26 protein-coding genes and 1 pseudogene are annotated in these 25,367 nt (G+C 71.7%); 23 read left to right on the top strand and 4 right to left on the bottom strand.

The genetic code is table 11. The annotated features are described in order from the left end of the window. Window positions 1-7: 7 nt before the first annotated feature. Window positions 8-937 carry a carbohydrate kinase gene (locus LOC65_RS01720; protein ID WP_230246394.1) on the top strand — a complete coding sequence of 310 codons (930 nt, stop codon included), beginning with the start codon at window positions 8-10 and terminating at the stop codon, window positions 935-937. Here the strand turns inward: LOC65_RS01720 and LOC65_RS01715 are convergent. Together LOC65_RS01715 and LOC65_RS01710 are read right to left on the bottom strand one after the other, a co-directional pair. Beyond that, on the bottom strand, window positions 934-1,668 hold the full coding sequence (locus LOC65_RS01715) for an SAM-dependent methyltransferase (RefSeq protein ID WP_230246393.1): 735 nt from the start codon (window positions 1,666-1,668) through the stop codon (window positions 934-936). The genes LOC65_RS01720 and LOC65_RS01715 overlap by 4 nt on opposite strands. 128 nt (window positions 1,669-1,796) lie before the next feature. Continuing rightward, window positions 1,797-2,369: pseudogene (locus LOC65_RS01710) on the bottom strand (Maf family nucleotide pyrophosphatase); the annotation flags it as partial. 106 nt (window positions 2,370-2,475) lie between these two features. On the opposite strand from LOC65_RS01710, the gene LOC65_RS01705 reads away from it, so the two are divergent. The 22 genes from LOC65_RS01705 (at window position 2,476) to nagZ (ending at window position 21,508) form a co-directional block, all read left to right on the top strand. After that, entirely contained in the window at window positions 2,476-3,027 is a 552-nt protein-coding gene (locus LOC65_RS01705; protein WP_009856513.1) for a DUF177 domain-containing protein, read from the top strand. A 160-nt stretch (window positions 3,028-3,187) separates the two neighbouring features. After that, complete coding sequence (gene rpmF / locus LOC65_RS01700) at window positions 3,188-3,370, top strand: 50S ribosomal protein L32 (RefSeq protein WP_009856512.1); 183 nt, start codon at window positions 3,188-3,190, stop codon at window positions 3,368-3,370. A 112-nt stretch (window positions 3,371-3,482) separates the two neighbouring features. Continuing rightward, on the top strand, window positions 3,483-4,535 hold the full coding sequence (gene plsX / locus LOC65_RS01695; protein WP_029718510.1) for a phosphate acyltransferase PlsX: 1,053 nt from the start codon (window positions 3,483-3,485) through the stop codon (window positions 4,533-4,535). A 4-nt stretch (window positions 4,536-4,539) separates the two neighbouring features. Beyond that, a complete protein-coding gene (locus LOC65_RS01690; RefSeq protein ID WP_230246392.1) occupies window positions 4,540-5,523 on the top strand; it encodes a beta-ketoacyl-ACP synthase III in 984 nt (327 codons plus the stop codon). Between the two features lie 36 nt (window positions 5,524-5,559). After that, window positions 5,560-6,498 (top strand): ACP S-malonyltransferase, encoded by a 939-nt coding sequence (gene fabD / locus LOC65_RS01685; RefSeq protein ID WP_164963138.1) that lies wholly within the window; start codon window positions 5,560-5,562, stop codon window positions 6,496-6,498. Next, a complete protein-coding gene (gene fabG / locus LOC65_RS01680) occupies window positions 6,495-7,226 on the top strand; it encodes a 3-oxoacyl-ACP reductase FabG (protein WP_009856508.1) in 732 nt (243 codons plus the stop codon). Before fabD ends, fabG begins: the two co-directional genes overlap by 4 nt. An 87-nt stretch (window positions 7,227-7,313) precedes the next feature. Next, window positions 7,314-7,553, top strand: a complete 240-nt coding sequence (gene acpP / locus LOC65_RS01675; RefSeq protein WP_009856507.1) for an acyl carrier protein — start codon at window positions 7,314-7,316, stop codon at window positions 7,551-7,553. Between the two features lie 7 nt (window positions 7,554-7,560). Next, window positions 7,561-8,805, top strand: a complete 1,245-nt coding sequence (fabF, locus tag LOC65_RS01670; protein ID WP_009856506.1) for a beta-ketoacyl-ACP synthase II — start codon at window positions 7,561-7,563, stop codon at window positions 8,803-8,805. 7 nt (window positions 8,806-8,812) lie between these two features. Then, a complete protein-coding gene (locus LOC65_RS01665; protein WP_230246390.1) occupies window positions 8,813-9,274 on the top strand; it encodes a hypothetical protein in 462 nt (153 codons plus the stop codon). After that, a complete protein-coding gene (gene rpoE, locus LOC65_RS01660; RefSeq protein WP_164963141.1) occupies window positions 9,271-9,879 on the top strand; it encodes an RNA polymerase sigma factor RpoE in 609 nt (202 codons plus the stop codon). The genes LOC65_RS01665 and rpoE overlap by 4 nt, the downstream gene beginning before the upstream one ends. Window positions 9,880-9,917: 38 nt before the next feature. Continuing rightward, entirely contained in the window at window positions 9,918-10,565 is a 648-nt protein-coding gene (locus LOC65_RS01655; RefSeq protein WP_009856503.1) for a sigma-E factor negative regulatory protein, read from the top strand. Between the two features lie 8 nt (window positions 10,566-10,573). After that, complete coding sequence (locus LOC65_RS01650) at window positions 10,574-11,560, top strand: MucB/RseB C-terminal domain-containing protein (protein WP_009856502.1); 987 nt, start codon at window positions 10,574-10,576, stop codon at window positions 11,558-11,560. Window positions 11,561-11,610: 50 nt separating this feature from the next. Next, the gene (locus LOC65_RS01645) at window positions 11,611-13,095 is read left to right on the top strand and encodes a DegQ family serine endoprotease (protein WP_230246388.1); all 1,485 of its coding nucleotides are present in this window, start codon (window positions 11,611-11,613) and stop codon (window positions 13,093-13,095) included. Window positions 13,096-13,564: 469 nt separating this feature from the next. After that, window positions 13,565-15,373 (top strand): translation elongation factor 4, encoded by a 1,809-nt coding sequence (gene lepA / locus LOC65_RS01640; protein ID WP_230246386.1) that lies wholly within the window; start codon window positions 13,565-13,567, stop codon window positions 15,371-15,373. A gap of 8 nt (window positions 15,374-15,381) precedes the next feature. Continuing rightward, window positions 15,382-16,350: a signal peptidase I gene (gene lepB / locus LOC65_RS01635; RefSeq protein WP_230246384.1), complete on the top strand. Its 969-nt coding sequence runs from the start codon at window positions 15,382-15,384 to the stop codon at window positions 16,348-16,350. A gap of 40 nt (window positions 16,351-16,390) precedes the next feature. After that, window positions 16,391-16,768, top strand: coding sequence for a DUF4845 domain-containing protein (locus LOC65_RS01630; RefSeq protein ID WP_009856436.1), 378 nt, complete (start codon window positions 16,391-16,393; stop codon window positions 16,766-16,768). Next, window positions 16,768-17,472, top strand: a complete 705-nt coding sequence (gene rnc, locus LOC65_RS01625) for a ribonuclease III (RefSeq protein WP_230246383.1) — start codon at window positions 16,768-16,770, stop codon at window positions 17,470-17,472. The genes LOC65_RS01630 and rnc overlap by 1 nt, the downstream gene beginning before the upstream one ends. A 16-nt stretch (window positions 17,473-17,488) precedes the next feature. Beyond that, window positions 17,489-18,478: a GTPase Era gene (gene era, locus LOC65_RS01620; RefSeq protein ID WP_230246382.1), complete on the top strand. Its 990-nt coding sequence runs from the start codon at window positions 17,489-17,491 to the stop codon at window positions 18,476-18,478. A gap of 21 nt (window positions 18,479-18,499) precedes the next feature. Continuing rightward, the gene (recO, locus tag LOC65_RS01615; RefSeq protein WP_009856433.1) at window positions 18,500-19,255 is read left to right on the top strand and encodes a DNA repair protein RecO; all 756 of its coding nucleotides are present in this window, start codon (window positions 18,500-18,502) and stop codon (window positions 19,253-19,255) included. Then, window positions 19,252-20,043 carry a pyridoxine 5'-phosphate synthase gene (locus LOC65_RS01610; RefSeq protein WP_009856432.1) on the top strand — a complete coding sequence of 264 codons (792 nt, stop codon included), beginning with the start codon at window positions 19,252-19,254 and terminating at the stop codon, window positions 20,041-20,043. Before recO ends, LOC65_RS01610 begins: the two co-directional genes overlap by 4 nt. After that, a complete protein-coding gene (gene acpS, locus LOC65_RS01605) occupies window positions 20,040-20,462 on the top strand; it encodes a holo-ACP synthase (RefSeq protein WP_009856431.1) in 423 nt (140 codons plus the stop codon). Before LOC65_RS01610 ends, acpS begins: the two co-directional genes overlap by 4 nt. Then, on the top strand, window positions 20,459-21,508 hold the full coding sequence (gene nagZ, locus LOC65_RS01600; RefSeq protein ID WP_230246381.1) for a beta-N-acetylhexosaminidase: 1,050 nt from the start codon (window positions 20,459-20,461) through the stop codon (window positions 21,506-21,508). The genes acpS and nagZ overlap by 4 nt, the downstream gene beginning before the upstream one ends. Window positions 21,509-21,744: 236 nt before the next feature. Here nagZ and LOC65_RS01595 read toward each other — a convergent pair whose 3' ends face one another. Together LOC65_RS01595 and LOC65_RS01590 are read right to left on the bottom strand one after the other, a co-directional pair. Beyond that, complete coding sequence (locus tag LOC65_RS01595; RefSeq protein WP_009856429.1) at window positions 21,745-22,110, bottom strand: hypothetical protein; 366 nt, start codon at window positions 22,108-22,110, stop codon at window positions 21,745-21,747. A gap of 122 nt (window positions 22,111-22,232) precedes the next feature. Continuing rightward, window positions 22,233-25,127, bottom strand: a complete 2,895-nt coding sequence (locus LOC65_RS01590; protein WP_230246380.1) for an Rne/Rng family ribonuclease — start codon at window positions 25,125-25,127, stop codon at window positions 22,233-22,235. Window positions 25,128-25,367 lie beyond the last annotated feature (240 nt).

Raw genomic sequence — 25,367 nt, 5'->3', positions numbered from 1 at the left:
GCACGCCGTGATCGTCGTCTGCGGCGAGGCCCTGATGGATGTCTTCGCCGCCGGCGAGACGCCCGCCGGGTTGCTGCTCGACGCCCGCTGCGGCGGGTCGCCCTTCAACGTCGCGATCGGCCTGGCCCGGCTGGGCCGTCCTGTGGCCTACCTCGGCGGGCTGTCGGCCGACGCCGCCGGGCGCCGGCTGCGCGCCGCGCTCGCGGCCGAGGGCGTCGACACGCGCCTGGCGCCCGAGCTCGACGCGCCGACGACGCTGGTGATGGTCGACGTCGCGGCCGACGGCCGGCCCGGCTACCGTTTCCTCGGCACCGGCGCCGCCGACCGGCTGCTGCCGGCGTCGGCGGCGGCCGCCTTGCCCGAGGCCGCCCGGGTGCTGCAGCTCGGTTCCTACGCGCTCGTCGTCGAGCCGGTCGCCTCGGTGCTGCGCGCGCTGGCCGAGCGCGAGCACCGGCGCCTCGTCGTGGCCTGCGATCCCAACGTGCGCCCGGGTGTCGAGCCCGACGTGGCGCGCTGGCGCGAGGCGCTCGAATGGATGGCGCCGCGCTGCCGGCTGCTGAAGGCCAGCGACGAGGACCTGGCCTGGCTGTATCCGAGGGCCGACCCGGCCGACGTCGCGCGCGGCTGGCTGGCGGCGGGTGTCGAGCTCGCCGTCGTCACGCGCGGTGAACGCGGCGCCAGCGCCTGGACGGCCACGGCCGAGGCCCACCGGCCGGCGCCACCGGTGGTGCTGGCCGACACCGTCGGCGCCGGCGACACGGTGCAGGCGGCGCTGCTGGCCTGGCTGGCCGAACGCGACCGGCTGCAGCCGGGCGGCCTGTCGCTGGAGGCGGCGGAGCTGGACGCGGCGCTCGGTTTTGCGCTCGGCGCGGCGGCCCTGACCTGCTCGCGCCGCGGCGCCGACCTGCCGCGCCGCGCCGAGCTGCCGCCGGCTTAGCTGCCGAGCAGCGAGAAGACCGCCGGCAGCCGGTCGGGCATGTCCTGCGGCCGGGCTCGCCAGTCGGCCACCGGCCCGCTGCGTGTCCAGCCGCCGGGCAGCGTCAGCCCGCAGGCCACGGCCAGCCGCGTCGTCGGGGCCAGTGTCGCGGTCAGCGCCGCCAGCATCGCGGCATTGCGGTACGGCGTCTCGATCAGGATCTGCGACTGGCCCAGGCGGCGCGACGCGGCCTCGAGCTCGCGGATGCGCGCCGCGCGTGCGCCGGCGTCCTGCGGCAGGTAGCCGACGAAGGCGAAGTTCTGGCCTTCCAGGCCGCTGGCGGCCAATGCCAGCATCAGCGAGCTCGGGCCGGTCAGCGGCAGCACCGGCACGCCGGCGCGGTGGGCGGCGGCCACCAGCGCCGAGCCGGGGTCGGCGACGGCCGGCAGCCCGGCCTCGGACACCAGGCCCAGGTCGTGGCCGGCCAGCGCCGGCGCCAGCAGCGCCTGCCAGGCGGCCGCCGGCACCGGCTCGCGGCTGCCCTTGCGCGGGCGCGGCAGCTCGGTGATCGTGATCTCCTGCAGCGGCCGGGCCAGCGGCACGACGGCGCCGACGCGCTTGAGCAGCGCGCGCGCGCTGCGGGCGTCCTCGGCGGCCCAGTGCGTCAGCGTCGCGGCGCGGCGCAGCACGCCCAGCGGCAGCACTTCCTGCAGGTCGATGGTCTCGGCGCCGAGGTCCAGCGTGTTGGGCACCAGCAGCAGCGTGCCGGGGCGGGGTGCCGCCGCGCTCGTGCCGGCGGCGCTCTCCGGGGCTCCCGTCGGTCCGCCGGGCCGGAACGAGCCCCGGACAAGTTCTGGGGGCTCGTGGCGGCCAGCGGGTCCAGCCCGGCCTCGCGCAGCAGCGTGCAGGTGCGGATCAGCGGCAGGCCGACGAGCGCCGTCGGGTCGTCGGACTGGATGGCCTCGAGCAGCGCGATGCCCAGCGCCTCGCTCTTGGCGCTGCCGGCGCAGTCGTAGGGGCGCTCGGCTTGCAGGTAGCGCTCGATCTCGGCGTCGCCCAGGGCGCGAAAGCGCACGCGCACCGGCGCCAGCAGCACGCGGGCGAAGCCGGTGTCGGCGCGCGCGACGGCCACCGCGGTCTGGAACACGACCTCGCGCCCGCTCATGCGCTGCAGCTGCTCGCGGGCGCGTTTGTGCGTGCCGGGCTTGCCGATCGGCTCGCCGGCCAGGTCGGCCACCTGGTCCGAGCCGATGACGACGGCCTGCGGGTGCAGCGCGGCCACCGCCCGGGCCTTGGCCAGCGCCAGCCGCAGTGCCAGCGCGGCGGGGGCTTCGCCGGCGGCGGGGGTCTCGTCGACCTGGGGCGCGACGACGGTGAACGGCAGGCGCAGGCGCTCGAGCAGCTCGCGCCGGTAGCGCGAGGTCGAGCCGAGGATCAGCGGCGGAGTGTCCATGTCCCGGATTGTCCCATCCGCCTGCGGCCCGGCCGGCGGCTACACTCGGCGCCCCCGGACCGACATGCGACTGTCACATGGCGCGCGGCCCGGCAACCCCCGAGACATGGCCCGCGAGAAGAATCACGACCCCCGACGCCTCGACGTGCGCGCTTTTGCCGCGGCCGGCGCCACGCTGTCCGACGCCTGGCCTCAGGCCGGGTTCGAGCGCCTGGGCGCCTCGCTGATGCCGGCGGCCGCCGATGCGCCCGCGCCGGTCGAGTGGCGTGCCGACGGCGAGCTTCGCCCGGTCGTCGGCGGCGCGCCCGAGACCTGGCTGCGCCTGGCCGCCACGACCACCGTGCGCCTGCAGTGCCAGCGCTGCCTGCAGCCGGTGGCCGAGCCGCTGGCCGTCGATCGCTGGTTCCGCTTCGTCGACAGCGAGGAAGAGGCCGCCCGGCTCGACGAGGAGCTCGAGGACGACGTGCTCGTCGCCGCGCGCGGCTTCGACCTGCACGGCCTGCTCGAGGACGAGCTGATCCTCGCGCTGCCGCTGGTGCCGCGGCACGAGGTCTGCCCCGATCCGCTGCCGATGTCCGCCGGCGACGAGCCGCTGGCCGACGAGCCGGCGGCCAACCCGTTCGCGGCGCTCGCCGCGCTCAAGCAGCGTCCGGATTGATCCGGCATGGATTTCAGCTTGCGCGGCGTGCTACACTGGCGGGCTTTGCGACGGTTGCGACATGGCTTCCGGCGCAGTCACAGCTTTTTTGCCGGCCGAATCGAGCGTGTCGCTCGGCTCGCGAGGACCGTAGTTCCGGCGCCGATCCCAGGAGATTGTCATGGCCGTCCAGCAGAACAAGAAGTCGCCGTCCAAGCGCGGCATGCATCGCTCGCACAACGCGATCGCCGCTCCCGGCACGGCCGTCGAGCCGACGACCGGCGAGGTGCACCTGCGTCACCACATCAGCCCGACCGGCTTCTATCGCGGCCGCAAGGTCCTGAAGACCAAGGCCGACGCCTGACGTCCGGCCGGGTGCCTCGGCGCCCGCTGATCCTCGTGTCCACGCCGTCCGCGGCGTGAGTCCAGGGTTTAGCTCTCCCGTGTCTTCGCATCCCGCCCTGGAGCCGCTGCCGCTGGTCCGCATCGCCGTGGACTGCATGGGCGGTGACCACGGTCCTTCGGTCACCCTGCCGGCCTGCCGCGCGTTCCTGGAGCGGCATCCCGCGGCCGAGCTCGTGCTCGTCGGCACCGCCGAGGCGCTGGCCGCCGCGGCCGGCCTGCCGCGCACGCGCTGCGTCACGGCCACCGAAGTCGTGTCGATGGACGACCCCGTCGAAGTCGCGCTGCGCAAGAAGCGCGACTCGTCGATGCGCGTGGCCATCGGCCAGATCAAGCTCGCCGACCCGGCGCTGGCGGCGCACGCCTGCGTCAGTGCCGGCAACACCGGCGCGCTGATGGCGGTGTCGCGCTATCTGCTGAAGACCTTCGACGGCATCGACCGCCCGGCGATCGCCGCGCTGCTGCCCAACGCCCGCGGCCGCTTCACCAAGGTGCTCGATCTGGGTGCCAACGTCGACTGCTCGGCCGAGCACCTGCTGCAGTTCGCGGTGATGGGCAGTGCGCTCGTCTCGGCGCTGGATGGCATCGACGAGCCCAAGGTCGGCCTGCTCAACATCGGCGAAGAGACGATCAAGGGCAGCGAGACGATCAAGCGTGCCGGCGAGCTGCTGCGTGCGGCGCATGCCGGCGGCCACATCAACTTCCACGGCAACGTGGAGGGCAACGACATCTTCAAGGGCACCACCGACCTCGTCGTCTGCGACGGCTTCGTCGGCAACGTCGCGCTGAAGACCTCCGAAGGTCTGGCGGGCATGCTCTCGCAGATGATCAAGGAGGAGTTCACGCGCAGCGCGTGGACCAAGCTGGCCGCGCTCGTCGCGATGCCGGTGCTCAACCGCTTCAAGGCCCGCGTGGACCATCGCCGCTACAGCGGCGGCGCGCTGCTGGGCCTGCGCGGACTCGTCTTCAAGGCGCACGGTTCCTCGGACGCGCTGGCGTTCGAGACGGCGCTGGCGCGGGCCTACGACGCCGCGCGCAACCGCCTGCTCGACCGCGTGCACGACCGCATCGCGGAGACCCTGCAGGCCATGCCCTCCGGCGACACCGCGGCCCCCCAGGCCGCCTGAACGCGTGACCGCAGTACCGTACTCCCGCATCACCGGCACCGGCGGCTTCCTGCCGTCGCGCCGCATCACGAACGACGACTTCGTGCACATGCTCGCCGCGCGCGGCATCGAGACCAGCGACGCCTGGATCGTCGAGCGCACCGGCATCCGTGCCCGCCACTTCGCCGACAACGGCGTCAACTCGAGCGACCTCGCGCTGGAGGCCTCGCGCCGCGCGCTCGAGGCCGCCGGCCGCTCGGCCGCCGACGTCGACCTGATCATCGTCGCGACCTCGACGCCGGACATGGTGTTCCCGTCGACGGCGACCATCCTGCAGGCCAAGCTCGGTGTGCACGGCTGCCCGGCCTTCGACGTGCAGGCGGTGTGCTCGGGCTTCGTCTACGCGCTGACCGTCGCCGACGCGATGATCCGCGCCGGCAGTGCGCGCTGCGCGCTCGTCGTCGGCGCCGAGGTCTTCTCGCGCCTGCTCGACTTCAACGACCGCACGACCTGCGTGCTCTTCGGCGACGGCGCCGGCGCTGTGGTGCTGGAAGCCAGCGACGTGCCCGGCATCCTGGCCACCGAGCTGCACGCCGACGGCCGCCACGCCGGCATCCTCTGCGTGCCCGGCACGGTGTCCGGCGGCCAGGTGTCGGGCCTTCCGCTGCTGCGCATGGACGGCCAGGCGGTCTTCAAGCTCGCCGTCGGCGTGCTGGAGAATGCCGCCCGCGCGGTGCTGGCCAAGGCCGGCCGCAGCGAAGCCGACATCGACTGGCTGATCCCGCACCAGGCCAACATCCGCATCATGAACGGCACCGCGCGCAAGCTGAAGCTGGCGCCCGAGCGTCTCGTCGTCACCGTCGACGAGCACGGCAACACGTCGGCGGCCTCGGTGCCGCTGGCGCTGGACGCCGCGGTGCGAAGCGGCCGCGTGCAGCGCGGCGAGACCGTGCTGCTCGAGGGTGTCGGCGGCGGCTTCACCTGGGGCGCGGTGCTGCTCGACTTCTGAGCCGCCGAACCCGTCCGACGACAGGAGACACACAAGATGGCTGAGTTCGCATTCGTCTTTCCCGGCCAGGGATCGCAATCGGTCGGCATGCTCGACGCCTGGGGCGATCACCCCGCCGTGCGCGCGACGCTCGAAGAGGCGTCGGCCGCCGCCGGCCTGGACGTCGCCGCGCTGATCCACGGTGGTCCCAAGGAAGCGCTGGACCTCACGGTCAACACGCAGATGGTGATGCTGGTCGCCGGCGTCGCCAACTACCGTGCCTGGCTGGCCGAAGGCGGCGCCGCTCCGTCGGCCGTCGCCGGCCACTCGCTGGGCGAGTACGCGGCGCTGGTCGCCGCCGGTGCGCTGACGCTGGCCGACGCGGTGCCGCTGGTGCGCTTCCGCGCCCAGGCGATGCAGGAAGCGGTGCCGGTCGGCGCCGGCGCGATGGTCGCCGTGCTCGGCCTGGACGGCGACGTCGTGCGCGCCTGCTGCGAGCAGGCCGCGCGTGATGCCGGAGAGTGTGTCGCCGCCGCCAACTTCAACGACCCCAAGCAGACCGTCATCGCCGGCACCAAGGCCGCCGTCGAGCTGGCCGCCCAGGCGCTGAAGGCCGCCGGCGCCAAGCGCACGCTGCCGCTGCCGGTGTCGGCGCCGTTCCATTCGGCGCTGATGCAGCCGGCCGCCGAGCGCCTGAAGGAAAAGCTGGCGACGACCCCGGTTGCCGCGCCGACCATCGCCGTCGTCAACAACATCGACGTCGCCGTCGAGACCGACCCCGAGCGCATCCGCGACGCGCTGTACCGCCAGGCCTTCGGCCCGGTGCGCTGGGTCGAGGTGGTGCAGGCGCTGCGTGCGCGCGGCTGCACGGCCGTGATCGAATGCGGCCCGGGCAAGGTGCTGTCGGGCCTGGTGCGCCGCATCGACGCCGAGATCGCGTCGACGACCATCCTCGACCCGCAATCGCTGGCTGCCGCCAAGGAACTCCTGCAATGAGCGACACGCAACGCATCGCCCTCGTCACCGGCGCCTCGCGCGGCATCGGCCGCGCCATCGCCGCCGCGCTGGCGGCCGACGGCTTCCGGGTCGTCGGCACCGCCACCAGCGAAGCCGGCGCCGCCGCGATCGAGGCCGCGCTGCCCGGCGTGCAGGGCAGGGTGCTGAACGTCACCGACGCCGCCGCGTCGGATGCGCTGATCGACGCCCTGGTCAAGGAACACGGCGCGCTGCACGTGCTCGTCAACAACGCCGGCATCACCCGCGACACGCTGGCGATGCGCATGAAGGACGAGGACTGGGACGCGGTGCTGGACACCAACCTGAAGGCCGTCTTCCGCCTCAGCCGCGCCGTGATGCGGCCGATGATGAAGCAGCGCTGGGGCCGCATCGTCAACATCACCTCGGTCGTCGGTGCCTCGGGCAACGCCGGCCAGGCCAACTACGCCGCCGCCAAGGCCGGTGTCGCCGGCATGACGCGTGCGCTGGCGCGCGAGCTCGGCAGCCGCAACATCACCGTCAATTGCGTCGCGCCCGGCTTCATCGCCACCGACATGACCGAAACCCTGCCCGAGGCGCAGAAGGCCGCGCTGCTGGCGCAGATCCCGCTGGGCCGCCTGGGTGCGGCCGACGAGGTCGCGCACGCGGTCGCCTTCCTGTGCAGCGAGAAGGCCGCCTACGTGACCGGCACCGAGCTGCACGTCAACGGCGGCATGTACATGGCCTGACAAAGGCCGCCGTTCGTCAAAAATCCGGCCCCTGCCCCACCGGTAGAATCGTGGGCTGTTTACCGATACACCCCTCCTGGAGGAGTCATGAGCGATATTGAAGCCCGTGTCAAGAAGATCATCGCCGAACAGCTCGGCGTGCCCGAGTCGGACGTCACCAACGAGAAGGCCTTCGTGGCCGACCTGGGTGCCGACTCGCTCGACACGGTGGAACTCGTGATGGCGCTCGAAGACGAGTTCGGCATCGAGATCCCGGACGAGGAAGCCGAGAAGATCACCACGGTGCAGCTCGCGATCGACTACGCGGTCGCGCACCAGAAGGCCTGATCTGCGCATGAGCAGGCGCAGAGTCGTCGTCACCGGCCTCGGGCTCGTCAGCCCGGTCGGCAACTCGGTGGCCGAAGGCTGGGCGAACATCGTCGCCGGCAGGAGCGGCATCGGACCGATCACGAAGTTCGATGCTTCCGCGTTCGCCTGCCGCATCGCCGGCGAGGTGAAGGGTTTCAACGTCGAGGACTACATCCCGGCGAAGGAAGCCCGCCACATGGACACGTTCATCCACTACGGGATGGCGGCCTCGATCCAGGCGGTCCAGGACGCGGGTCTGCCGCAGGGCAGCGAGCTCGATGAAGCCGCGGCCGAGCGCATCGGCGTGATGGTCGGCTCGGGCATCGGCGGTCTGCCGATGATCGAGCAGACCCAGGCCGAGTACGGCGCCCGTGGCCCGCGGCGGATCTCGCCGTTCTTCGTGCCGTCGTCGATCATCAACATGATCTCGGGGCACGTGTCGATCCGTTTCGGCTACACCGGCCCGAACCTGTCGATCGTCACCGCCTGCACGACCGGCCTGCATTGCATCGGTGAAGCCGGCCGCATGATCGAGTACGGCGATGCCGACGTGATGATCGCCGGCGGCGCCGAGTCGACCGTCTCGCCGCTGGGCATCGGCGGTTTTGCTTCCGCGCGTGCGCTGTCGACCCGCAACGACGACCCGCAGGCCGCGTCCCGCCCCTGGGACAAGGATCGCGACGGTTTCGTGCTGGGCGAAGGTGCCGGCGTTCTCGTGCTCGAGGAGTACGAACACGCGAAGAAGCGCGGCGCCAAGATCTACGCGGAGCTCGCCGGTTTCGGCATGGGTGCCGATGCGTACCACATGACCGCGCCGAACGTCGACGGCCCCAAGCGCTCGATGAAGGCGGCGCTGCGCAACGCCGGCATCAACGCCGACGAGGTGCAGTACCTCAACGCGCACGGCACCTCGACGCCGCTGGGCGACGCCAACGAGACCAACGCGATCAAGCTCGCGTTCGGCGACCACGCCCACAAGCTGGTCGTCAACTCGACCAAGTCGATGACCGGCCACCTGCTGGGTGGTGCTGGCGGCGTCGAGTCGCTGTTCTCGGTGCTGGCGCTGCATCACCAGGTCTCGCCGCCGACGATCAACCTCGTCAACCCGGATCCGGACTGCGATCTCGACTACTGCGCCAACGAGGCGCGGGAGATGAAGATCGACATCGCCGTGAAGAACAACTTCGGGTTCGGCGGCACCAACGGCACGCTGGTGTTCCGCCGCGTGTGACGAGCGCGTGCGCCATCCGCCGCCGGTCGCCGTGACCTGCTCGGGTGGCGTGCCCTGGCGCGCCGCCCAGGCGCTGCTCGTGGCGGCTGCCGCGGGCTGCGCCTGCGCCTGGCTGCAGGCGCATCTCGGTGACGGCCACCCGTCGCCGGCGCTCGCGCTGGCGGCGGCGCTGCTGGCCGCTGCGACGGCCTGGGCCGGGGCGTCGCCTCGGCCGCTGGCGCTGCGCTGGGACGGCAGCGCCTGGATGGCCGCCGACTCACCCTGCCGCCCCGAGGTCGCCATCGACCTCGGCGGCTGGATGCTGCTGCGCCTGCGTCCGGCGCGCGGCCCGGCGCGCTGGGCCGCGGTCGCCGCCGGCGACGCCGGCGACGCCGGTGGCCGATGGCATGGGCTGCGCACCGCGCTGCATGCCCGGTCCGCCGTCCCCGACACCGACCCGCAGCGCGCGAGCGCGCGCGCTGCGCCATGAGCGACGCCGACGCCGACGTCCTGCTGGTCGAGCGCGCCCGGCGCGGCGACGTGCGTGCCTTCGAGATGCTGGTCGTCAAGTACCAGCGGCGCATCGAGCGCCTCATCGCGCGCATGGTGCGCGACGACGCGCTGGTGCAGGACATCGCGCAGGAGACCTTCATCCGCGCCTACCGCGCGATCGCCCAGTTCCGCGGCGAGAGCGCGTTCTACACCTGGCTCTACCGCATCGCCGTCAACACGGCGAAGAAGTCGCTGGTCGAGTTGCGCCGCGACCCCCTCGTCTCGGAGGGCTCGCTGGCGTCTCGTGACGACGGCGATGAAACTTCTCGTGTCGAAAACGAACTAAGCGATGGCGCGACCCCCGAATCCTTGCTCGCAAGCCGGGAGATCGCGTCTGCCGTGAACGCGGCGATCGAGGCCTTGTCGGAGGATCTCCGTCAGGCCATCACGCTGCGCGAGATCGAAGGTCTGAGTTACGAAGAGATCGCCGACGTGATGAACTGCCCCATCGGAACCGTGCGTTCGCGCATCTTCCGGGCGCGTGAGGCGATCGCCACGCGGCTGCGGCCGCTGCTCGACACCCGCGAGGGCGAACGCTGGTGAACCCGGCCGTCCTCGCGAAGCAACCACCGATTGACCCGATGAACCAGAACCGCTCCAGCGCCATGCCTCCCGCGGATTCCACAGCGTCCCTGCTGTCGGCCCTGGCCGACGGCGACCCGGATGCGCTGGACGAGAGTTGCGCGCGCTGGCGTGACGACCCCGAGGCCCGCCGCACCTGGCATGCCTACCAGCTCATCGGCGACGTGATGCGGTCGGAGGACCTGGCGAGCACCGCGTCGCGCGACGCCGCCTTCCTCGCCGGCTTGCGCGCGCGCCTGGCCGAGGAGCCGGTGGTGCTGGCGCCCGAGCCGATCGAGCGGCCCCCGGTCGCGGTGCCTCCCGCCGTCGCGGTCACGCGTCGGCGCCACGGCTGGCTGGCGCCGGCGGCGGTGGCCGCGGGTTTTGTCGCCGTGGCCGGTGTCGTCGTCGTCACCCGCATGTCCTCGGTGCCTCCCGGCGGCGCCGTGCTGGCCGACGCTCCGGCGACGCCGGGTCTGAGCCTGGCGACGACCGGCGCCGCCGCGCCGCGCGCGCTGGTCGTCGAGGGCCGGCTGATCCGCGACGCGCGCCTCGACGCCTACCTGCGCGCGCACCGCGACGCGATGGCCGGCGGTGCGGCGGCGTTGCCCGGCGGCGTGCCGCGCAACGTCGAGGTCATGGCACCCGAGACCGCAGCCTCGCGCTGAGCCCGCCGATGCGTTCCGTCGTCCGGCGCTGGTTGCCGATCGCCTCGCTCGCTTCCTTCTTCGCTCCCTTCGCCCTGGTCTCCGCCGTCGCGGCGCCGCCGGATGCGCGCGCCTGGCTGACGCGCATCCATGCCGCGGCCTACGAGCGCAACTACCAGGGCACGCTCGTCGTCAGCGCCAACGGCGTGGTGTCGAGCTCGCGCATCGCCCACTTCGCCGTCGGCTCGCAGTCCTTCGAGCGGGTCGAGGCGCTGGACGGGCGCCAGCAGCGCGTCTACCGCGTCAACGACTCGGTGCACACGATCTGGCCGCAGGCCGGCGTCGCCGTCGTCGAGGAGCGCCCCGCGGTGACCCGGCTGCCCGGTTCGCGGCGCAGCGTCGACCCGCGGGCGCTGGACTACTACGACGCCAAGCTCGAGGGTGTCGAACGTGTCGCCGGCCGTGCCGCCCAGGTGCTGCTGCTGCAGCCGCGCGACGCCTGGCGCTACGGCCAGCGGCTGTGGGCCGACCGGGCGACCGGGCTGATGCTGCGCGCCGACATCGTCGGCCCCGACCGCACGGTGCTCGAGTCGACCGCGTTCTCGGCCGTCGAGCTGGGCATCCGGCCGCAGCCCGAGACGGTGACCCAGCCGCTGCGCAAGCTCGACGGCTACCGCGTCGTGCGCACGCAGCAGCAGCCGACGCAGCTCGAGGCCGAGGGCTGGACACTGGAGCATCCGGTGACCGGCTTCCGCCTCGCCGGCGTCGTCAAGCGCCCGCTCGATGCCTCCAGCCGCGAGGAGGTCGTGCAGGCCGTCTACACCGACGGTTTGACGCACGTCTCGGTCTTCATCGAGCCGTCCGACGCCCGCCGCGACTACGCCGACCTGTCCGGCCACGTCGGCGCCACCGGCACGCTGCGCCAGCGTCGCGGCCTGCACTGGATCACCGTGATGGGCGACGTGCCCGCCGCGACGCTGAAGGTTTTCGCCGAGGCGCTGCAGCGCCGGCGTTGAACGCCGGCCGTCGCGCCCCCCGTTTTCCTGGCAACCCTCGCAACCGTCCCATGACCGACCGAACGATCCCTGCCGTTTCCGCCGCCGGCCGCGTCGCGCCGGTGCTGGCCACGCTCGCGCTCGCCGCGGCCGTCGCCTGGCCCGGGGTGGCCGGCGCGCAGCCCGCCGCCGCGCCGGCGGCCGCCCCGATCGCCGCGCTGCCGGACTTCAGCGAACTCGCCGAGCGTGTCGGCCCGGCCGTCGTCAACATCCGCACCACCGAGCGGGTGCGCTCCTCCGGGGCGCGCGAGCTCGATCCCGGCTTCGAGGAGTTCCTGCGCCGCTTCGGCATCCCGCTGCCGCGCTCGGGCCCGCGCGGTGGCGACGGCGACGACGAGGCATCGGGCGGGCAGACCCAGCCGCGCGGCGTCGGCTCGGGCTTCGTCATCAGCTCCGACGGCTACGTGATGACCAACGCCCACGTCGTCGACGGCGCCGAGGAGGTCATCGTCACGCTGACCGACAAGCGCGAGCTGAAGGCGCGCATCGTCGGCGCCGACACGCGCACCGACGTCGCGGTCGTCAAGATCGACGCCACCGGGTTGCCGACGGTGAAGATCGGCGACGTCGGCCGGCTCAAGGTCGGCGAATGGGTGCTCGCGATCGGCTCGCCCTTCGGCCTGGACAACACCGTCACCGCCGGCATCGTCAGCGCCAAGCAGCGCGACACCGGGGACTACCTGAACTTCATCCAGACCGACGTCGCGATCAACCCCGGCAACTCCGGCGGGCCGCTGCTGAACCTGCGCGGCGAGGTCGTCGGCATCAACTCTCAGATCTACAGCCGCTCCGGCGGCTTCATGGGCATCAGCTTCGCGATCCCGATCGACGACGCGATCCGCGTCGCCGACCAACTGCGTGCCACCGGGCGTGTCGTTCGCGGCCGCATCGGCGTGCAGATCGCGCCGGTGACCCAGGAGGTCGCCGAGGCGATCGGCCTGGGCAAGCCCGCCGGCGCGCTGGTGCGCAACGTCGAGAAGGGCGGCCCGGCGGACAAGGCCGGCGTCGAGGCCGGCGACATCATCACGCGCGTCGACGGCAAGCCGGTCGAGCGGTCGGGCGAGTTGCCGCGCATCGTCGGCGCCATCAAGCCGGGCTCGCAGAGCACGCTGACCGTCTTCCGCCGCGGCGCCCCGCGCGACCTGAAGGTGACGGTGGCCGAGTTCGAGGACGACCGTCCGGCGCGCGCCGGCGCGGCGCCGGGCAGCGCCCCGGCCGCCAAGAGCGTGCTCGGCCTGACCGTGACCGAACTCGGCGAAGCGCAGAAGCGCCAGCTCGGCGTGCGCGGCGGCGTGCGTGTCGACACGGTGGAGGGCGCCGCGGCACGTGCCGGCCTGCGCCCCGGCGACGTCATCCTGGCGCTGGACAACACCGACATCAGCGACGCCCGCCAGTTCCAGGCCCTGGCCGCCAAGGCCGAGAAGTCGCGGGTCGTCAGCGTCCTGGTGCGCCGCGGCGACGCGGTGAACTACTTCGTCATCCGCCCGTCGCGCTGAACCGGCGCCGCCCTGCGACCGCAGGGCGGCCGTCGCCTGCCTCTCGCCGGACGGCGAAACGTGAGTGCATCCTCACATTCAATCTCCGTCTTCCGGCACCGCGCGGCGCGCGCACTAGAATCGCGCCCGTTCCGCGTCGTGTCGAGGCGCCGGCCGCCCGCGGCGGGCGGCGCCTGCGGCCCGGTGCGGGGTGGCGTCGCAGCGTGTGGACAACGTGTGGACATGTCGATCCGATGACCGGGCCCGAAGCCCCGGGAAACGGTCGGCGGAGGGCTTGCCGGCGGTGCCTTTTGGCTACAATGGACGCCCAACAAGCAGTTGCCATACGTTCTGTTGGAAGGCGCGTCACCTCTTGGACGTGCCTTTTTTTTGTTTCCGGCGCGGCATGCACGAGGGCGGTTTGCGCCCCAGCGATGCCGGGTCCGGCCCTGGTGACAACCCGCGCCGCGACCGCCGGCTGGTGAGCCGCATGAACCACATCCGCAACTTCTCGATCATCGCCCACATCGACCACGGCAAGAGCACGCTGGCCGACCGCATCATCCAGCGCTGCGGCGGGCTCTCCGACCGGGAGATGGAAGCCCAGGTGCTCGACTCGATGGACATCGAGCGCGAGCGCGGCATCACGATCAAGGCCCAGACGGCGGCGCTCGAATACAAGGCGCGCGACGGCAAGGTCTACAACCTGAACCTGATCGACACCCCCGGGCACGTCGACTTCTCGTACGAGGTCAGCCGTTCGCTGTCGGCCTGCGAGGGCGCGCTGCTCGTCGTCGACGCCAGCCAGGGTGTCGAGGCGCAGACGGTGGCCAACTGCTACACCGCGCTGGACCTCGGCGTCGAGGTCATCCCGGTCCTCAACAAGATGGACCTGCCGCAGGCCGACCCGGAGAACGCCAAGGCGGAGATCGAGGACGTCATCGGCATCGATGCCACCGACGCCATTCCCTGCTCGGCCAAGACCGGCCTGGGCATCGACGACATCCTCGAAGCGGTGGTGCACCGCATGCCCGCGCCGCGCGGCAACCCCGACGGCGCGCCGCGCGCGATGATCATCGACAGCTGGTTCGACAACTACGTCGGCGTCGTGATGCTGGTTCGTGTCGTCGACGGCGTGCTGAAGAAGGGTGACCGCATCCGCATGATGGCGACCAACGCCGTCTACCCGCTCGAGCAGATCGGCGTCTTCACGCCCAAGTCGATGCCGCGCGAGGCGCTCAACGCCGGCGAGGTGGGTTTCCTGATCGCCGGCATCAAGGAGCTGCAGGCGGCCAAGGTCGGCGACACGATCACGCTGGAGAAGAAGCTGCCGAACAACGCCGGCCCGGCCAGCGAGCCGCTGCCCGGCTTCAAGGAGATCCAGCCGCAGGTCTTCGCCGGCCTGTACCCGACCGAGGCCAGCGAGTACGACCAGCTGCGCGACGCGCTGGAGAAGCTGAAGCTCAACGACAGCTCGCTGCGCTACGAGCCCGAGGTCAGCCAGGCGCTGGGCTTCGGCTTCCGCTGCGGCTTCCTCGGCCTGCTGCACATGGAGATCGTGCAGGAGCGGCTGGAGCGCGAGTTCGACCAGGACCTGGTGACCACCGCGCCCAGCGTCGTCTACGAGGTCGAGCTGAACGACGGCACCGTGCTGCAGGTCGAGAACCCCAGCAAGATGCCCGACATGGGCCGCATCCGCGAGATCCGCGAGCCCATCGTCACGGTGCACCTGTACATGCCGCAGGACGCGGTCGGCCCGGTGATGACGCTGGCCAACCAGAAGCGCGGCATCCAGCTGAACATGGCCTATCACGGCAAGCAGGTCATGCTGACCTACGAGCTGCCGCTGGCCGAGATCGTGCTGGACTTCTTCGACAAGCTGAAGTCGGTGAGCCGCGGCTACGCCTCGATGGACTACGAGTTCAAGGAGTACCGCGCGGCCGACGTCGTCAAGGTCGACATCCTGATCAACGGCGACCGTGTCGACCCGCTGGCGATGATCGTGCACCGCGCGCAGAGCCAGTTCCGCGGCCGCGCGGTGGCGGCCAAGATGCGCGAGCAAATCCCGCGCCAGATGTACGACGTGGCGATCCAGGCGGCGATCGGCGCGAACATCATCGCCCGCGAGAACATCAAGGCGCTGCGCAAGAACGTGCTGGCAAAATGCTATGGCGGCGACATCACGCGCAAGCGGAAGCTGCTCGAGAAGCAGAAGGCGGGCAAGAAGCGCATGAAGCAGATCGGCTCGGTCGAGGTGCCTCAGGAAGCCTTCCTCGCGATCCTCCAAGTGGACGACTAAACACCTTGATGAGCACTCTGACCGCCGTCCTGTACGGCGCCCTGGTCGTCTATCTGGGCGGCTGGTTCCTCGGGCAGTGGACGGGCAACTTCTCGCTGCTGCTGTTCCTCCTCAGCGCCGTCACCCTCTGCTACTGGCTGGCCGAGCGCTTCCATTTCCGTCCGGCGCGCGAAGCCGCGGCCGCGGAGCTGGAGCGCCAGGACGCGGCGCGCCGCGAGGACCTCGCGCGCCAGGGCATCGCCAAGGTCGACGGCGACGTCGGCGCGGCCAAGGAGAAGATCCTGGCCCAGCCCTGGTGGCTGGACTGGACCGCCGGGCTGTTCCCGGTGATCGTCGTGATCTTCCTGCTGCGCTCGTTCATGTTCGAGCCGTTCAAGATCCCGTCGGGCTCGATGATCCCGACGCTGCTCGTCGGCGACCTCATCCTCGTCAACAAGTACCACTACGGCATCCGGCTGCCGGTGATCAACAAGAAGATCATCGCCAACCACGACCCCGAGCGCGGCGACGTCGTCGTCTTCCGCTACCCGGTGGACCCGCGTGTCGACTACATCAAGCGCATCGTCGGCGTGCCCGGCGACGAGATCCGCTACGCCGACCAGAAGCTCTACGTCAACGGCCAGCCGGTGCCGGTGACGCCGCTGGGCGAGTTCTACAACGAGGACCGTCTGCTCTACGCGCCGATGTTCTCGGAGAAGCTCGGCGCGGTGGAGCACCGCATCCTCGTCGATCCCAAGCGCCCGGCCTTCTACGGCCCGGAGCCCAAGTCGTTCCCGATGCACGAGAATTGCCAGTACACGGCCGAAGGCGTGACCTGCAAGGTGCCGCCGGGACACTATTTCGCGATGGGCGACAACCGCGACGACTCGCAGGATTCGCGCTTCTGGGGATTCGTTCCGGACGAGAACATCGTCGGCAAGGCATTCTTCGTCTGGATGAACCTGGGCGACCTGGGCCGCATCGGAGCCTTCCACTGAGCGGCCCGGCCCTCGACACGGCGTACAACGAGAGGCGAACATGACTCCGGTCCCGCGCGCGCCGCGCGCCAGCCAACGCGGCATCACCTTGTTCGGGCTGCTGTTCTGGGCCTTGACCATCGGCTTCACCGGCTACGTGCTGGTGCGCGCGGTGCCGACGGTCAACGAGTACCTGACGATCAAGCGTGCCATCGAGAAGGTCGCCGCCGGCCAGCCCGCCACGGTCAGCGACGCCCGCACCGCGTTCGACCGACAGAAGGAAGTCGAGTACTCGATCACCTCGATCGACAGCAAGGACCTCGAGATCACGAAGGAGAACGACAAGGTCGTCATCGCCTTCGCGTACGACAAGGAAGTGCCGCTGATGGGCCCCGTGTACCTGCTGATCAAGTACGAGGGCCGGGCCAAGGCACCTTGATGGACGCCCGTCACGACGCCCTTCAGCAGCGCCTCGGTCACCGCTTCACGCGGACCGCGCTGATGACGCGCGCGCTGACGCACCGCAGCTGGGGCGCGGAGCACAACGAGCGCCTCGAGTTCCTCGGCGACTCGGTGCTCAACTGCGCCGTCTCGGCGCTGCTGTACGAACGTTTCTCCGGCAGCGACGAAGGCGACCTGACGCGCGTGCGCGCCCACCTCGTGCGCGAGGACAGCCTGCACCGCGTGGCGCTAACGCTCGGCCTGCCCGAGGTGCTGCGCATGTCCGAAGGCGAGATGCGCGGCGGCGGCGCCCAGCGGCCGTCGATCCTCGCCGACGCCGTCGAGGCGCTGATCGGCGCGATCTTCCTCGATGGCGGCTTCGATCCGGCGCTGGCCACCGTGCGCCGCCTCTTCGGCGAGGTCATCGCCGCCACCGAGGCCGACGCCTGGAGCAAGGACGCCAAGACCGAGCTGCAGGAATGGCTGCAGGCGCGGCGCCTGCCGGTGCCGGCCTACCGCATCGTCGCCACACGCGGCGAGAAGCACGCCCAGACCTTCGAGGTCGAGTGCGCCGTCGCCACGCTGGGCCTCGCCGAACGCGGCGAAGGCCGCTCCCGCCGCACCGCCGAGCAGGAGGCCGCACGCCGCCTGCTCGAAGGTCTCAAGGCCGACGACAAACCCGGCGGCCCCCTGCGCTCCTGAAGCGCCCGCCCACGCGATGAACACCACCCCCCCTCCGGGCCACGAAGCGCGGGACGACTCGTCGTCCCAGGCTTACGAACTGCCCCCGATCCCGCCCGCGCCGGCTGTCGTCGAGGGCCAGCGCTGCGGCCTGATCGCCATCGTCGGCCGCCCCAACGTCGGCAAGTCGACGCTGCTGAACGCGCTCGTCGGCCAGAAGATCAGCATCACCTCGCGCAAGGCGCAGACCACGCGCCACCGCATCACCGGCATCCGCACGGTCGGCGCGACGCAGTTCGTCTTCGTCGACACGCCGGGCTTCCAGACCACGCACTTGAAGCGCCACAGCGGCGCGATGAACAAGACGCTCAACCGCACCGTCACCGCCTCGGTGGCCGACGTCGACGCGGTGCTGTTCATGGTCGAGGCCGGGCGCTTCGGCCTCGACGACGCCAAGGTGCTGGCGCTGCTGCCGCCGGACAAGCCGGTGATCCTGGTCGCCAACAAGCTCGACGCCGTGCGCCGCCGCACCGACATCCTGCCCTGGCTGAAGAGCATGCAGGAGCGCCACGCCTTCGCCGAGTACGTGCCGATGTCGGCCACCACCGCGGCCGACGTCGAGCGCCTGTTCGCCATCGTCGAGCCGCATCTGCCCGAGCAGCCCTGGTTCTACGAGGAAGACGCGCTGACCGACCGCAGCGACCGTTTCCTGGCCAGCGAGATCGTGCGCGAGAAGCTGTTCCGCCTGACCGGCGACGAGTTGCCGTACTCGTCGACGGTGGTCATCGAGAAGTTCGAGGAAGAGGGCAACCTGCGCCGCATCGCCGCGACCATCGTCGTCGAGCGCGACGCGCACAAGGGCATGGTCATCGGCGAGGGTGGCGAGCGCCTGAAGCGCATCGGCACCGAGTCGCGCCAGGAGCTCGAGCGCCTGCTCGACGCCAAGGTCTTCCTCGAGCTCTGGGTCAAGGTGCGTTCGGGCTGGGCCGACGACGAGGCGCACCTGCGCAGCTACGGCTACGAGTGACGTGAGCCGGGAGGCGCGCCGATGAGCCGGGCGGCGGCCGCGCCGCTCGCGGCCTACGTGCTGCACAGCTGGGACTGGAGCGAGACCAGCCTGATCGTCGAGCTGTTCACGCGCGAGCGCGGCCGCGTCGTCGTCGCCGCCAAGGGCGCCAAGCGCCCGACCTCGCAGCTGCGCCCGGTGCTGCTGCCGTTCCAGCGCATCGCCGTGCAGCTCGGCCGCACGCCGGCCGACGAGGCCGCCGAGATCCACACGCTGCGCACCGCCGAGTGGGGCGGCGGCGTGCCGCCGGTGCCGGCCGCGGCGATGTTCTCGGCCTTCTACTGCAACGAGCTGCTGATGAAGCTGCTGGCGCGCCAGGATGCGTACCCGCAGCTCTTCGACGCCTACGCCGAGACGCTGGCCGCGCTGGCCGCCGACGAGGCGTCGGCGCTGCGCGCCTTCGAGCTCGTGCTGCTGCGCGAGACCGGTCTGCTGCCCGAGCTGGGCAGCGAGACGCTGACGCTCGCGCCGCTGGCGGCCGCGCGCCGCTACGCCCTGCACCCCGAGGCCGGTCTCGTCGCCGATGCTGACGGCCTGCCGGGTGCCGACTGGGTGCGCCTCGAGGCCGCTCTGCTCGCCCACCATGGCGGCGCGCTGCGCGCCGCCTGTGCCCCGGTGAGCACCCCGCTGCGCGCCGCGCTGCGCGGGGTGCTTCACTATCATCTCGGCCATGCCCGGCTGCGCTCGCGCCAGGTCTTCCAGGACGTGCAGAAGCTCGTCGACACCGCTTCCCGATGAATCCTCTCGTCGCTCCCGAGGCCGCCGCCGGCGGCCTGACCAAGCTCTCGGTCAACGTCAACAAGGTCGCGCTGCTGCGCAACACCCGCCATCTCGGCATCCCGAGCGTGGTGCGCGCGGCCACGCTGTGCCTGCAGGCCGGTGCCGACGGCATCACCGTGCACCCGCGCCCTGACGAGCGCCACATCCGCGGCCATGACGTGCACGACCTGGCCGCGCTGCTGCGCGACTGGCCGCAGGCCGAATACAACATCGAGGGCAACCCGTTCCACAACCTGATGGCCTACGTGCGCGAGCTGCGCCCGCAGCAGGTGACCTTCGTGCCCGACAGCGAGGCCCAGTTCACCTCCGACCACGGCTGGAACCTGCCCGAGGACGCAGAGCGCCTGCGCCCGGTGATCGCCGAGGCGCATTCGTTCGGCGTGCGCGTGAGCCTGTTCATGGACCCGATCCCCGAGGCCATGGCCATCGCGCGCGAGATCGGTGCCGACCGCGTCGAGCTCTACACCGAGCCCTACGCCGCCGCCTGGGGCACGCCCCGGCAGGCCGAGGTTCTCGAGCGTTTCGCCGCCGCCGGCCGTGCGGCGCTGGCCGCCGGGCTGCAGCTCAACGCCGGCCACGACCTGAACTGCGACAACCTGCCCGACTTCCTGCGCGCCGTGCCGGGCGTGCAGGAGGTGTCGATCGGCCACGCGCTGATCGCCGACGCGCTGGAGCTGGGCCTGCCGGAGACGGTGCGGGCCTACCAGCGCGCGATCCGCTCGGCGAGCCACGGCGTGCCGGCGTGATCTACGGCATCGGCACCGACATCTGCGACATCCGCCGCATCGAGGCGACGCTGGCGCGCCGCGGCGAGCGTTTCGCCGAGAAGGTGCTGGGCGACGACGAGCTGCGCATCTTCCGCGCCCGGCGCGCGCGTGCCGAGGTGCGCGGCATCGCCTTCCTGGCGACGCGCTTCTCGGCCAAGGAGGCCTTCTCCAAGGCCGTCGGCCTGGGCATCCGCATGCCGATGACCTGGCGTGCCTGCCAGATCCTCAACGAACCCAGCGGCAAACCTTTCGTGCGGCTGTCCGGTGAACTGGCCGCGTGGTTCGCCGCGCGCGGCCTGGTCGCCCACGTCACCGTCACCGACGAGAGCGACTACGCCGCGTCCTTCGTCGTCGTCGAACGCGCCGCGGCCCCCACCGAACCCGAGGAGCTTCCGTGAGCTTTCATGCCCCCGTCGTGCTGGACATCGCCGGCACCACGCTCAACGACGACGACCGCCGCCGCATCCGCCATCCGCTGGCCGGTGGGCTGATCCTCTTCGCGCGCAACTGGGCCGACCGGCGCCAGCTCGTCGAGCTGACCGCCGAGATCAAGTCGCTGCGCGAGGACCTGCTGATCTGCGTCGACCACGAAGGCGGGCGCGTGCAGCGCTTCCGCAGCGACGGCTTCACCCACCTGCCGCCGATGCGCGCCTTCGGCGAGCTGTGGATGCAGGATGCGATGCGCGCCACCGCGGCGGCCACCGCTGCCGGCTACGTGCTGGCCAGCGAGCTGCGCGCCTGCGGCGTCGACTTCAGCTTCACGCCGGTGCTCGACCTCGACCACGGCCCCAGCCAGGTCATCGGCGACCGCGCCTTCCACCGCGACGCGCGGGTCGCGGCGCTGCTGGCCAAGAGTCTGATGCACGGCCTGCTGCAGGCCGGCATGGCGTCCTGCGGCAAACACTTCCCCGGCCACGGTTTCGTCAAGGCCGACTCGCATCTGGCGCTGCCGGTGGACCGGCGTTCGCTGAAAGCCATCCTGGCCGACGACGCCCAGCCCTACGACTGGCTGGCCGGCAGCCTGAACGCGGTGATGCCGGCGCACGTGGTCTACCCCAAGGTCGACGCGCTGCCGGCGGGTTTCTCGCGGCGCTGGCTGCAGGAGATCCTGCGCGAGCGGCTGGGCTTCGACGGCGCCGTCTTCAGCGACGACCTCAGCATGGAAGGCGCCAAGGGCGTCGGCTCGACGCTGGACGCGGCGCTGCTGGCGCTGGGCGCCGGCTGCGACCTGGTGCTGCTGTGCAACCAGTCGACGGTCGACGGCGGCGCGCCGGTCGACGCGCTGCTCGAAGGGCTGGATCGGGCGGCCGCGGCCGGGCTGTGGACGCCGTCGGCAGACTCCGAACGCCGCCGCCAGGCGCTGCTGCCGCAGCAACTGCCGCTGGGCTGGGACGATCTGATGCACGCGCCGGCCTACCGCCGGGCGCTCGAACAGCTGCCCTGAAACGGCGACGGCCGCGTCGTGCGGCCGGAAATTCGCGAATCCGGGGTCAGGTCTCGCGAGACCTGACCCCGTCGAGCAGCGGCTCGCCCGCCGAAGCGGGAAGTCCGGGGAAGTCCGGGAAGTCCGGGGTCAGGTCTCGGGAGACCTGACCCCGTCGAGCACGCGGGAGACCTGACCCCGTCGAGCGGTGGCTCGCCCGCCGAAGCGGGGCAGGTGCCGTGCCGGCCCGGTCCGGATCAGCCCGCGGCGGTGCCGGCCTCGCGGCGCTTGATCGCCGCGCCCAGGCGCTCGGCCTGGGCCATCGCGCTCAAGCCGAGCAGCAGGTGCAGCAGCTGCATCGTCCAGTGGTACTCGCCTGGCACCAGCCGCAGCTGGAAGATGCCGAAGGCGACGACGACCACACCCCAGTTGAAGGCCAGCACGGCCAGCTTGGGCGCGGCACGGAAGCCGGTGAACACCAGCGCCCACAGCGCGAGCACGAACACCGTGCCGCCGATCATGTGCAGCTGCAGCACCGGGCCGAGGCCGAAGGCATGGGCGGCGCCGAGCACCAGCGTCAGGGCACCCGCGAGGCGGGCGAGCATCAGGGCGATCTTGGTCATCTGAGGGGAAGCGGACAGAACGGGAAGTCGAGGACGGCGGTGGCCGGCACGCCCGGCGCGGCCCCGCCACGAAAGAGGGCCGCAGGCCTCACGGCCGGCGGCCCTCGTCCGAGGCCGGCGGGTCAGGCGCCGTGCTCGAACGGCAGCTTCAGCTGCGACAGGTCCTTGCGCGTCTCGACGAGCACCAGCGGGCCTTCGTCGACGACGACGACCGGCTTCGGTTCACGCGGCACGTGCACCGGCTTCGGCTCGGCGGCAATCGCCTCCTGCGCGGCGCGCACCTTGTCGGCGTCGGACTGCACCCACTGCAGGCCGGCGTCGGCGGCCAGCGCGCTCAGCGCCTCGGTCGGCAGCGCATACGGCTCGATGCGCGGCGCAGCCGGCGGCTGCGGTGCCGGCACGGCTTCGGCGACCGGGATCTCCGGCAGCTCGGCGACGGCTTCGGCCGGGGCCGGCGGCGTCACCACGGCGTCGTCGCCGATGGCGGCGTCGGCTGCGGTCGCCTCGGGCGCCACGGCCTCGCCTTCGCGGCGCTCGCGGCGATAACGGTCGCGGCCGCGACCACGGCGGCGGCCGCCTTCACGTTCACCTTCGGGCTCGCCTTCGCGCTCGTGGGCTTCGGGGAACACGCCTTCGGGCGCCGAGGCTTCGTCGACGACGGCCGGCGCGGCTTCGGCGGCCACCGGGGCGGCCTCGTCGGCCGGCGCGGCGCTGCCGTCGGCCAGCACGGTCTCCTCGATCCGGCCTTCGCCGTTGCCACGGCCGCCACGGCGGCGGCGGCGGCGGCCGCCTTCACGCGTCTCGGCGTTCTCGGCGACCGGCGCACCGTCGGCCGGCGCCAGCGCCTCGGCGGCGGCCGGCACCAGCGCGGCGGCTGCGGTGCTCTCTTCGGCACGCGGGGCGCGTTCGGCACGCGGGCCGCGGTTGCCGCGTTCACCGCGTTCACCGCGCTCGCTGCGTTCACCGCGTTCGGCACGCGGCTCGCGCGTCTCGGCGCCGGCGTCCTGCGCATCGCGACGGCCGTCACGGCGGTTCTCGCCGCGGCCTTCACGTCCTTCGCGAGCCTCCTGGCGGCCTTCGGGGCGGCCGTTGCGGTTGCGCTCGCCACGTTCGCCGCGTTCGCTGCGTTCACCACGCTCGCCGCGTTCGCCGCGGCCACCGCGGCGGCCGCCTTCACGCTTGTCCGGCGTCGCGGGCGACGCCTCGGCGGCCGGAGCCGGCGCGGCCGGTGCCGCGGCCGGCGTCGGCTCGGGCATCGTGAACATGCGCTTGATCCAGCCGAAGAAGCCGCCGCTGGCGGGCGCCGCGGCCGGGGCCGCCGGTGCTGGGGCAGGCGCCGGGGCCTGCGGTGCGGGCGTCGGCACGGCCGGCTTCACCGGCGCGGGGGCCGGCGCCGGCGGTGCCGGCTGGTCGGGCAGCACGCCCTTGATCACCGGTTCCTGCTTGCTGCGGCCCTTGTCGTTGGCGTCGCGACGGCGCGTGATGCCGACTTCCTCGTCCGGCTCCTCGACCATCGTGTAGCTGGCCTGCAGGTTCTCCAGGCGCGGGTCGTCGTGGCGCAGGCGCTCGAGCTTGTAGTTCGGCGTCTCCAGGTGCTTGTTCGGCACCAGGATGACCGTGACACGCTGCTTGAGCTCGATCTTGGTGATCTCGGTGCGCTTCTCGTTGAGCAGGAAGGAGGTCACTTCCACCGGCACCTGCACGTGCACGGCGGCGGTGTTCTCCTTCATCGCCTCTTCCTGGACCATGCGCAGGATCTGCAGCGCCGAGCTCTCGGTGTCGCGGATGTGGCCGGTGCCGTTGCAGCGCGGGCAGGTGATGTGGTTGCCTTCGGACAGCGCCGGGCGCAGCCGCTGGCGGGAGAGCTCCAGCAGGCCGAACTTGCTGATCGAGCTGAACTGCACGCGGGCGCGGTCGGTGCGCAGCGCGTCGCGCAGGCGCTGTTCGACCTCGCGGCGGTTCTTGCTCTCCTCCATGTCGATGAAGTCGACGACGATCAGGCCGCCCAGGTCGCGCAGCCGCATCTGGCGCGCGATCTCGTCGGCGGCTTCGAGGTTGGTGCGGAACGCGGTTTCCTCGATGTCGCTGCCGCGCGTCGAACGCGCCGAGTTCACGTCCACCGAGACCAGGGCCTCGGTGTGGTCGATGACGATCGCGCCGCCCGACGGCAGGTTCACCGTGCGGCTGAACGCGGTCTCGATCTGGTGCTCGATCTGGAAGCGGCTGAACAGCGGCGCGTCGTCACGGTAGCGCTTCACACGCGAGGCCGACTCCGGCATCACGTGGTTCATGAACTGCTGCGCCTGATCGTAGATGTCGTCGGTGTCGATCAGGATCTCGCCGATGTCCGCGGTGAAGTAGTCGCGGATCGCGCGGATGACGAGCGAGCTCTCCTGGTAGATCAGGAAGGCGCCCTTGCCGGCCTTGGAGGCGCCGTCGATGGCGTCCCAGAGCTTGAGCATGTAGTTCAGGTCCCACTGCAGCTCGGCGGCCGAGCGGCCGATGCCGGCGGTGCGCGCGATCAGGCTCATGCCCTTGGGGTACTGCAGCTGCTCGAGGTTCTCCTTGAGCTCCTCGCGGTCCTCGCCCTCGATGCGCCGGCTGACGCCGCCGCCCTTCGGGTTGTTGGGCATCAGCACGAGGTAGCGGCCGGCGAGGCTGACGAAGGTCGTCAGCGCGGCGCCCTTGTTGCCGCGTTCTTCCTTCTCGACCTGGACCAGCAGCTCCTGGCCTTCCTTGACGACGTCCTGGATGCGCGCGTTCTTGAGCTCGACGCCGTCCTTGAAGTAGTTGCGCGAGATTTCCTTGAACGGCAGGAAGCCGTGGCGGTCCTCGCCGTAGTCGACGAAGCAGGCTTCGAGCGACGGTTCGACGCGGGTGATCACCGCCTTGTAGATGTTGCCCTTGCGCTGTTCGCGGCCTTCGAGTTCGGTCTCGAAGTCGAGCAGTTTCTGCCCGTCGACGATCGCCAGGCGCCGCTCTTCGGGCTGCGTGGCGTTGATCAGCATGCGTTTCATCGATTCTCCCGGCGCACGTCCCGCGGGGGCGGGACGCACGCGACTCCCGCGTGCCGCTCGAGCGGCACGCGCTGCCTCGTTCGATGCAGGAGAAACGCGGAAGAACCGACTGGCGCGAAGTGCCCTGGACTGCGTTCGAACCGCGCTGAGAGAAACAGCGACGGATCAGCGGCGCAGCGTTGGCGCGTGCGTTCCGAAGGCGGCTGCCCGGGCCGGCGACGCTCCGTCGCACCGCATGTG

This window comes from Rubrivivax sp. JA1055 (genome assembly GCF_020966565.1).
Taxonomy (GTDB): Bacteria; Pseudomonadota; Gammaproteobacteria; order Burkholderiales; family Burkholderiaceae_C; genus Rubrivivax; species Rubrivivax benzoatilyticus.
The sequence above is the reverse complement of the archived record's forward strand: the minus strand, read 5'-3'. Positions and strand labels throughout refer to the sequence as shown.

Bases quoted from the DNA above. Each gene is read 5' to 3' on its own strand.
- LOC65_RS01705 (WP_009856513.1), top strand. From the start codon at position 2,476: ATGGCCCGCGAGAAGAATCACGACCCCCGACGCCTCGACGTGCGCGCT.
- rpmF (WP_009856512.1), top strand. From the start codon at position 3,188: ATGGCCGTCCAGCAGAACAAGAAGTCGCCGTCCAAGCGCGGCATGCAT.
- fabD (WP_164963138.1), top strand. From the start codon at position 5,560: ATGGCTGAGTTCGCATTCGTCTTTCCCGGCCAGGGATCGCAATCGGTC.
- fabG (WP_009856508.1), top strand. From the start codon at position 6,495: ATGAGCGACACGCAACGCATCGCCCTCGTCACCGGCGCCTCGCGCGGC.
- acpP (WP_009856507.1), top strand. From the start codon at position 7,314: ATGAGCGATATTGAAGCCCGTGTCAAGAAGATCATCGCCGAACAGCTC.
- fabF (WP_009856506.1), top strand. From the start codon at position 7,561: ATGAGCAGGCGCAGAGTCGTCGTCACCGGCCTCGGGCTCGTCAGCCCG.
- rpoE (WP_164963141.1), top strand. From the start codon at position 9,271: ATGAGCGACGCCGACGCCGACGTCCTGCTGGTCGAGCGCGCCCGGCGC.
- LOC65_RS01655 (WP_009856503.1), top strand. From the start codon at position 9,918: ATGAACCAGAACCGCTCCAGCGCCATGCCTCCCGCGGATTCCACAGCG.
- LOC65_RS01650 (WP_009856502.1), top strand. From the start codon at position 10,574: ATGCGTTCCGTCGTCCGGCGCTGGTTGCCGATCGCCTCGCTCGCTTCC.
- LOC65_RS01645 (WP_230246388.1), top strand. From the start codon at position 11,611: ATGACCGACCGAACGATCCCTGCCGTTTCCGCCGCCGGCCGCGTCGCG.
- lepA (WP_230246386.1), top strand. From the start codon at position 13,565: ATGAACCACATCCGCAACTTCTCGATCATCGCCCACATCGACCACGGC.
- lepB (WP_230246384.1), top strand. From the start codon at position 15,382: ATGAGCACTCTGACCGCCGTCCTGTACGGCGCCCTGGTCGTCTATCTG.
- LOC65_RS01630 (WP_009856436.1), top strand. From the start codon at position 16,391: ATGACTCCGGTCCCGCGCGCGCCGCGCGCCAGCCAACGCGGCATCACC.
- rnc (WP_230246383.1), top strand. From the start codon at position 16,768: ATGGACGCCCGTCACGACGCCCTTCAGCAGCGCCTCGGTCACCGCTTC.
- era (WP_230246382.1), top strand. From the start codon at position 17,489: ATGAACACCACCCCCCCTCCGGGCCACGAAGCGCGGGACGACTCGTCG.
- recO (WP_009856433.1), top strand. From the start codon at position 18,500: ATGAGCCGGGCGGCGGCCGCGCCGCTCGCGGCCTACGTGCTGCACAGC.
- LOC65_RS01610 (WP_009856432.1), top strand. From the start codon at position 19,252: ATGAATCCTCTCGTCGCTCCCGAGGCCGCCGCCGGCGGCCTGACCAAG.
- LOC65_RS01595 (WP_009856429.1), bottom strand. From the start codon at position 22,110: ATGACCAAGATCGCCCTGATGCTCGCCCGCCTCGCGGGTGCCCTGACG.
- LOC65_RS01590 (WP_230246380.1), bottom strand. From the start codon at position 25,127: ATGAAACGCATGCTGATCAACGCCACGCAGCCCGAAGAGCGGCGCCTG.